Annotated in this window: 10 protein-coding genes; 2 read left to right on the top strand and 8 right to left on the bottom strand. The window is 63.9% G+C overall.

Annotated features, from left to right (window positions below; translation table 11 throughout):
• Positions 1 to 130: 130 nt before the first annotated feature.
• The 3 genes from AC1DWI_RS10815 to AC1DWI_RS10805 all read right to left on the bottom strand — a co-directional run bounded on the left by AC1DWI_RS10815 (position 131) and on the right by AC1DWI_RS10805 (position 2,491).
• Positions 131 to 1,390: an Hsp70 family protein gene (locus AC1DWI_RS10815; protein ID WP_477669299.1), complete on the bottom strand. Its 1,260-nt coding sequence runs from the start codon at positions 1,388 to 1,390 to the stop codon at positions 131 to 133.
• Positions 1,387 to 1,911, bottom strand: coding sequence for a hypothetical protein (locus AC1DWI_RS10810; RefSeq protein ID WP_477669298.1), 525 nt, complete (start codon positions 1,909 to 1,911; stop codon positions 1,387 to 1,389). Before AC1DWI_RS10810 ends, AC1DWI_RS10815 begins: the two co-directional genes overlap by 4 nt.
• Before the next feature lie 112 nt (positions 1,912 to 2,023).
• Positions 2,024 to 2,491, bottom strand: a complete 468-nt coding sequence (locus tag AC1DWI_RS10805; protein ID WP_477669297.1) for a nuclear transport factor 2 family protein — start codon at positions 2,489 to 2,491, stop codon at positions 2,024 to 2,026.
• A gap of 128 nt (positions 2,492 to 2,619) precedes the next feature.
• Between AC1DWI_RS10805 and AC1DWI_RS10800 the strand changes: the two genes are divergently transcribed.
• A complete protein-coding gene (locus tag AC1DWI_RS10800; RefSeq protein WP_477669296.1) occupies positions 2,620 to 3,198 on the top strand; it encodes a TetR/AcrR family transcriptional regulator in 579 nt (192 codons plus the stop codon).
• On the opposite strand, the gene AC1DWI_RS10795 is transcribed toward AC1DWI_RS10800, so the two are convergent.
• Together AC1DWI_RS10795 and AC1DWI_RS10790 are read right to left on the bottom strand one after the other, a co-directional pair.
• Entirely contained in the window at positions 3,195 to 3,653 is a 459-nt protein-coding gene (locus AC1DWI_RS10795) for a MerR family transcriptional regulator (RefSeq protein WP_477669295.1), read from the bottom strand. The two genes, AC1DWI_RS10800 and AC1DWI_RS10795, sit on opposite strands and share 4 nt — an antisense overlap.
• Positions 3,654 to 3,671: 18 nt before the next feature.
• A complete protein-coding gene (locus AC1DWI_RS10790; protein ID WP_477669294.1) occupies positions 3,672 to 4,106 on the bottom strand; it encodes a nuclear transport factor 2 family protein in 435 nt (144 codons plus the stop codon).
• A 224-nt stretch (positions 4,107 to 4,330) separates the two neighbouring features.
• Here AC1DWI_RS10790 and AC1DWI_RS10785 point away from each other — a divergent pair, with 224 nt between their 5' ends.
• A complete protein-coding gene (locus AC1DWI_RS10785; RefSeq protein WP_477669293.1) occupies positions 4,331 to 4,570 on the top strand; it encodes a hypothetical protein in 240 nt (79 codons plus the stop codon).
• A gap of 21 nt (positions 4,571 to 4,591) precedes the next feature.
• Here AC1DWI_RS10785 and AC1DWI_RS10780 read toward each other — a convergent pair whose 3' ends face one another.
• From AC1DWI_RS10780 to AC1DWI_RS10770, 3 genes are all read right to left on the bottom strand, one after another.
• Complete coding sequence (locus AC1DWI_RS10780) at positions 4,592 to 4,897, bottom strand: hypothetical protein (protein WP_477669292.1); 306 nt, start codon at positions 4,895 to 4,897, stop codon at positions 4,592 to 4,594.
• 33 nt (positions 4,898 to 4,930) lie between these two features.
• Entirely contained in the window at positions 4,931 to 5,614 is a 684-nt protein-coding gene (locus tag AC1DWI_RS10775) for a hypothetical protein (RefSeq protein WP_477669291.1), read from the bottom strand.
• The coding region (locus tag AC1DWI_RS10770; RefSeq protein ID WP_477724815.1) for an MlaD family protein at positions 5,611 to 6,453 on the bottom strand (843 nt) is incomplete at its 5' end. The genes AC1DWI_RS10775 and AC1DWI_RS10770, both read right to left, overlap by 4 nt.

Genomic DNA, 6,453 nt, shown 5'->3' with positions numbered 1-6,453 from the left:
ATCCATCGACCGGCAAGAAATACGCCGTCAAAACACTTTTTATCCGCCGGCGCGACGAGCATCCCGGCGAAGCCTTGCAGCAATTCATGAACCTGCTGTAAGCCAAGCGCATGGCATCAGAACACAGCCCCTAACCAAATTTGCGCGCTGCATCCAGCGCCAGCCCGGCGCCGATGCTGCCGAAACGGTCGCCTTCCACACTGCGTGCCTGCGGCAGCAATGCTGAAATTTGCTCACGCAGCAAAGGCACGCCGCTGGAGCCGCCGGTGAAAAATACGGTATCAATGTCGTCGGCGTTGACAACCGCGTCCTTGACCAGCCCCATCACGGTACGCGCCACGGTGCCGACCAGTTCACTGATGGCCGCGTCGAAATCGGGCCGGTGCAGGGTCAAGGTCTCGCCCGGTGCAATGCGCCCCAGGTCCATGGTGGTTTCAGGCGCGTCAGAAAGCGCGATCTTGGCCGCTTCCACCTGCATGGCCAGCCAGTGCCCTGCCCGTTCGCGCACCAGGTTTTGCAGGCGGTCCAGTTTGTCTTTCTCGATTGCGCCGCGCCGGATATCGCTGATCTGCGTCCACGACTTCTTGCTGTAGACCTGGTTGATGGTGTGCCAGGTTGCCAGGTTGAAGTACTGGGCCGATGGCACCTGCAACCCGCTGTGAAGCAGGCTGCCCAGGCCCAGCGTGGGCATCACGCTCGCAAGGCTCAGGTATTTGTCGAAGTCGGTGCCGCCTATGTGCACGCCGCCGCTGGCCAAAATATCATCACGCCTGTCTGCCTTGCGGGCACGCTCGGGCGACAGGCGCACCAGCGCGAAGTCCGAGGTGCCGCCGCCAATGTCAACCACCAGCACAAGCTCTTCACGCCTGATCTGCGACTCGTAGTCGAACGCCGCCGCAATCGGCTCGTACTGAAAGGCAATTTCTTTGAGGCCCACCGCGTGCGCGATTTCGGCCAACGTGTTTTCAGCCCGTTTGTCAGCCGCAGCGTCGTCATCCACAAAAAATACGGGGCGGCCCAGCACGGCCTGGTTGAAGGGCTGGTCTGCAGCTTTTTCAGCGCGGTGCTTGAGCTCGCCAATGAACTGTGCCAGCAGCACACGAAACGGCAGCGCGCGGCCGGCGACCTCGGTGTGCTCATCAATCATGGCCGTGCCGAGCAGGCTTTTGAGCGAACGCATCAGGCGGCCTTCATGGCCGGCCAGGTAATCGGCCAGCGCCGCCCGGCCATAGCTGACGTGCTCGTCTTCGGCATGGAAAAACACCACCGACGGCAGCGTCGGTTTGCCGTCTTCAAGCGTCAGCAACGCGGCTTGCCCGGGCCGGCTCCAGCCCGCAGTGGAGTTGGAGGTGCCGAAGTCGATCCCGCAGGCGCTGGACGCGGCGCTCACCGCCCGGCCGGCTTGGCGAAGCCGCTTTCGGCCCACGCCACGGCGCTGGCGCGGTTGAGCTTGAAGGACGGCGCCACGCGCACCTGCGCGAGCTCTTCGCCCGTTTCGTCGGCGGCGCTGAGCAGGCCGTGCGGGTTGTCTTCGTCCGGAACGATGTCGAGCGAAACCGTGATGCGCGCTGCATTGGCCGTCACGGTGATGCTTTGGTGCAGCGTGGCATGCAGCTGTTGCTCATGCCTGCGCACAAATTCGGAAGCAGTTTTGACCAGCGTGCTGAAAGCCGGGCCATCCAGCGGCTTGGGATTTTTCTTGTCGCGGCCCATGGTCCACGGGCCGACCAGCGCGGGCTCGGGTTCGCCGTCCTTGATCATGGCGACAGCCCAGCCGTCGTCGTCTTCGTTCTTGATGACCTTGGCCGTCCAGCCGTCACCGCACCAAAGGCGCGGCTCCTGGATGTTTGGCGGGGTGTCGTGGAGAGATTCATCGGCCGGGCCGGCCGGCAGGGTGCGGGAGTCAATCAAAACGCAGGTCACTCGGGTCGGGCACCCCGGCAGCGGGGCCAGGGGCAAATTCAGGTGTACGCACCGCCTTCAAATAACACGGTGCGCCTCGGACCCGGATTTTACCGCCCGCTCACAAACCCAGGTCGCTCAAGCCCGGATGGTCGTCGGGCCGGCGCCCCAGCGGCCAGTGAAACTTGCGTTCGGCGGGCTTGATGGGCAGGTCGTTGATGCTGGCGTGGCGCACGGCCATCAGGCCGTTCCCGTCGAACTCCCAGTTTTCATTGCCGTAGGAGCGGAACCAGTTGCCCGCATCGTCGTGCCACTCGTAGGCAAAACGCACGGCAATGCGGTTGCCGCCAAAGGCCCAGAGTTCCTTGATGAGGCGGTAGTCCAGCTCGCGCACCCATTTGCGCGACAGCAGGCCCGCGATTTCTTCGCGCCCCGTGACGAACTCGGCGCGGTTACGCCATTTGCTTTGCGGCGTGTAGGCCATGGAAACACGCTGCGGCTCACGCGTGTTCCAGCCGTCTTCGGCGGCACGGACTTTCTGCACGGCGGTTTCAAACGTAAAGGGGGGAAGCGGTGGCCGTGATTCCATGAAGATCTCCTGGGGTTGAACAAAATGGGCGAAATGGGCAGAAAACCAGATGTAGACAGATTTGTCTACTTTGATGAAATTCTGTCACATGTAGACAGATCTGTCTATGTCGCATCTACAATGACGCCATGGACCTCTCCACCCTCCCCGCACGCGAGCGAATCCTCGTCACGGCACACGAACTTTTCTACCGCGACGGCCTGCGCGCCACCGGCATCGACCGCATCATTGCCGAGTCGGGCGTGGCCAAGCTCACCTTCTACCGGCACTTTCCCAGCAAGGACGAGTTGATCCGCACCTTCCTGGACTACCGGCATGAACGCTGGATGGGCTGGTTTGTCGACGCGCTGGGCCGCCATGGCGCGCGACCCGGCGGCGGGCTGGCGCCGCTGGTGCAGGCCATGGCCGAATGGTTTGCCGACCCGGCGTTTCGCGGTTGCGCTTTCATCAACGCCGTGGCGGAAGTGGGCGGCACCCTGCCGGGTGTGGCAGACATTGCACGCCGGCACAAGCAGGACATGCAGCAGGTCATTGCCGATTTGCTGCCCGGTGGCGCGGGCCAGGCAGAGGCGGCGCGGGCAGCCGCGCTGGCAGTGGACGGCGCCATCGTACGGGCGCAGATGGACGGCGCTGACGCGGCGCTGGCGGGCCTGCGCCTATTGCTGAACGGGCTGGACAGTCCGGCCGGCAAAGCGGGCGGCCGCTAGGTTTTTCCAGGCCGGCGCGATTTTTCTTTGGGCCGCGACGCAAGCGCAACACCCGCACGCTCAGCCACCTTCACGGCGGGGCGTTTGCCCGACGCCACCCACTCGCCGTAAAAGTCGATCTTGCTGTCCAGCAGCTTGAGTGCCAGTTGCCATTCGGCAATCATGTCCTTGACCTGCGCGCGGTGCGCGGCCAGCAGCGCCTGCCGCTGCCTGAGCGTGCTGCTGCCCTGCTTGACCAGCGCGGTGTACTCCCGCATTTCGGCAATCGACATGCCGGTGCGCCGCAGCCGGTCCATCAGGTCCAGCCAGCTGATGTGCAGATCGCCATAGACGCGTCGGCCGCCGGCGTCGCGCGTCACGCCGGGGATCAGACCCTGTGCCTCATACCAGCGTATGGTGTGCACGCTGCGCCCGGTGCGTGCGGCAAGTTGCCCGATCAGAAAACTTTCAGCCATGCCCGACTGTATAACGGCTCAGGCGGCCAACGCGGGCGCCTCCAGCGCAGCGCTCACCAGGGCGGTGTCGAAGTACTCCGTCAGCTCTTTCATTTGCCCGCCTTCCATGCGGCAAACATAGCAATAGCGGTTGTTGTAGGCCTTGCCGGCATGGGTGGTAACTTGCCCGCGGAACTCGATGACGACCATGTCGCCGTCGGCCATGACGCGCTCTGTGGTGCTGACATAGGGCGTGGCGAACTGGGCAAACAGCGGCCGCAGCAGCTCGGTGACGACGGCCTGCTTGCCGCGGTAGGTGCGCGACCAGGGCGTGCTGCCCTCAAGGGTCCAGCAGAAATCGTCTGCCATGGCGTCGACAAATGCCTGGCCGTTGCCTTTGTCCAGTTCAGCCATGACCTCCTGCATGCGCAGGCGGTTGGCCGCTGTGATGTCGGTGGTGGGTGCTGCACTCATGATGAAACTCCTTGAAGGCTTCTTCGCATCGACTGCGAAGTGGGTATGAAGTGGGTAAAGGCCGGCAACATTGCCAGGGCCCTGAAAGGATTGGAATACCTTGAGTGCACTCAAGGTCAAGCCCTGGAGGCAGAATCCCGCAAAATCCACCATGAAATCGGCCGCCAGCGCAATGTGGTCAAGCGCGAGCAGCTATTTTTTTAATAGCAAACCTACAATGGCGCATGAACCCCAAAAAGCCTGCAACGAGTGAATGGGTCAGCAAGATGCTGGCGGTGCTGAAAACCGGCAACACCCCGGCAGCGCTGGCCCAGATCAAGGCCACCACCAGCAGCAAGGACTTGCAGCAATTGCACGCCGCGCTGGAGAAAGCGCAACTCCTCAAACAGCTCAAGAGCGTTGACACCGCCATTTCCGACCAGTTGCGGGCGCTGGCCTCGCCTCGGCTGAGCCGCTCGCCCTGAACGCTTCAGGTCCGCTCCCTTTCAGGCGGGGCGGATTTCAAACTGCGCGTCGCCCATATACCGGTTCGGTCCCAGCGCGGCCGTCACGGCAGCCAGCTCGGCCGCCTGCCATTGGTTGAAGATTTCCAGTTCGTCGCTTGACAGGACATCTTCGGCCGGCGCTTCGCCGTAAGTCGCCACCAGTTTCATGTAGGCCGCGTACACCGGCCAGACCAGGCTTTCGTCTCCCAGCTCGGTTTCCACCGCCGTTCGGAAGCGTTGCTCAGCGGCCTGCAGCTCTTCTGCGGAGGCGTCTTCATAGGCGTAAAGCCTGAGGCGGTAGCTCACGGTTGTTTCTCTCAAGGCAAAACGGGACAAGGATCAGGGCGTTTGCGACTTCACCGGTGCAGGAGGCATGCCCTGCGTCAGCTCGATGCGGCGCCGCAGCTTTGCAGCTTCCTGGGTGTCGCCACCCTGCTCTGCCCGTCGCAGCTGAACGCCCAGCCAGGCCAGCAGCGGCCGGCGCCAGCCTTTCACAGACGCCGTATCAATCGCCTGGGTGATCACGGCAGGACTGGCTTTACCGGCCTGCAGCATCACGCCGGCAGCCACCAGTTTCGACAACGGGTCGGCAATGGCCGCCACAGCACCGACGTCACCAGCCGCCGCCCGGCGTTGCGCTTCAGGCAGCAAGGCAATGCCCTGCGGCTGCACCTGACCCTTGAGGTAATCAGCGTAGGCGCGCTGGGCGTCGGTGGCGTCTTCGCGCAGTTTCTCAAAACCGGTGCAGGGCTCGTCCAGCACCAGGCTGGCAACCCGGGTGGCGCAGTGCAGCAGCTCGGCGGTGGCTAACAGTTCGGCCCGGCCGGAGCGTGTCAGCTGCGTGCGGGCGCGCCCGAGTTCGGCCATCTCGACGCGGCTGTTGCCTTCCATGTAGGCGGCCACAGAGCGGTCCATCGAACCTTTGGCCTCGAGTTGCCAGTCGGGCGGTTGCGGGCCGCCGGCACAGGCGGCCAGCAGCAAGGCCGAAGTCAGCGCGGCGGCATACGTAAAGATGTTCTTCATGGCAGCTTCATCTCCGCATCGCGGGCGTCTTTGGCGAAAGGCCATTTGCGGCTGATTTCGTTGATCAACCCCTCAACCTTGCGCAGGCTGGCTTCCACGTCGGCGCGCAGCACGCCCAGGTCGTCAGTGGCATCTTTGGCGTTGCGGGTGACGGCCTGGGCGTCCTGCAGCAATGCATCCACTTTCTTGAGGCTGGTGCGGGCCTCGCCCAGCATGGCGTTGAGCTGAACCACGGTGGCCCGGGTTTCGGGCATCAGTCCCTTGTCGCCGAACACCTGGGTGTCGGTCTTGGCGGCCAGCCCGTCGAGTTTGGTGAGTAGCGAGTTGGTGCGCTCCAGCGTGGCGGCAAACTTTTTGGCCTCGGCCTCGCTGCCCAGCAACACTGTCAACGCACCGCCCGGCCCGTTCAGCCGCTCCGTCAGCGTCTGCAGGTTGGCCAGACTGGTACCCACCGCACCGCCGCTTCCCGTCAGGGTGTTGAGGTTTTCAATCAGGTCCTTGGCGGCAGCGATCACTTTGGGCACTTCGCCGGCCGCATCGCCCAGCAGCACCGTGCGTTCCGCGCCGTCGGGCAGCAGCGGGTCGTTCAACAAGCCGGTGTAGGCGCGGATGTTGGTGCCGCCGACGAGGCCGCGTACCAGCGTGAAGACGCTGGTGGTGCGCAGCCAGTGGGCGTCCTTGGCGGCCACATCCACCAATATGCGGGCCTTGCCGTCRCTGGCCAGCTCGATGCGCTTGACGCGGCCTATCGGGAAACCCGAGAAAGTCAGGTCCATGCCGACCACCACGCCTTCGGAGTCTTCGGCGATGAGCACCAGCCGCTGGGTGGACTCAAAGGC

This window comes from Polaromonas sp. P3_C2 (genome assembly GCF_056402675.1).
Note: the sequence above shows the minus strand (reverse complement) of the source record. Positions and strands in the feature narration are given on the sequence as shown.